The following is a 597-nucleotide window of genomic DNA, read 5'->3' on the forward strand; positions in this document are numbered from 1 at the left end:
TCAGAAGGTCGGCGGCAAGGAGACCCCGCTGCTGACCCACTTCGACCGCAACGGCTTCGGCTACACCCTCAACCGCGCCACCGGCGAGCTCCTCGTCGCCGAGAAGTTCGACCCGGTCGTCAACTGGGCCTCCAAGGTCGACATGGACAAGGGCTCCAAGACCTACGGTCGCCCCCTCGTCCAGGCCAAGTACTCCACCGAGCAGAACGGCGAGGATACCAACTCCAAGGGTATCTGCCCGGCGGCCCTCGGCACCAAGGACCAGCAGCCTGCTGCGTTCTCGCCGAAGACCAACCTGTTCTACGTGCCCACCAACCACGTCTGCATGGACTACGAGCCGTTCCGGGTGACCTACACCCCGGGCCAGCCCTACGTCGGTACGACCCTGTCGATGTACCCCGCGCCGAACAGCCATGGCGGCAGGGGTAACTTCATCGCCTGGGACGGCGTCGAGGGTAAGATGAAGTGGTCGAACGCGAAGCAGTTCTCGGTCTGGTCGGGCGCCCTCGCCACCGCCGGCGACGTTGTCTTCTACGGCACGCTCGAAGGCTACCTGAAGGCCGTCGACTCCAAGACGGGTAAGGAACTGTACAAGTT

Annotated in this window: 1 protein-coding gene; it reads left to right on the forward strand. The window is 64.2% G+C overall.

All coding sequences use genetic code 11. From position 1 onward, the window contains the following. Window positions 1–597: PQQ-binding-like beta-propeller repeat protein (locus tag MKK60_RS16530; protein WP_409567416.1), on the forward strand; the 597-nt coding region annotated here is incomplete at both ends.

The sequence above is a fragment of the Methylobacterium sp. J-092 genome (assembly GCF_022829325.1).
GTDB lineage: Bacteria > Pseudomonadota > Alphaproteobacteria > Rhizobiales > Beijerinckiaceae > Methylobacterium.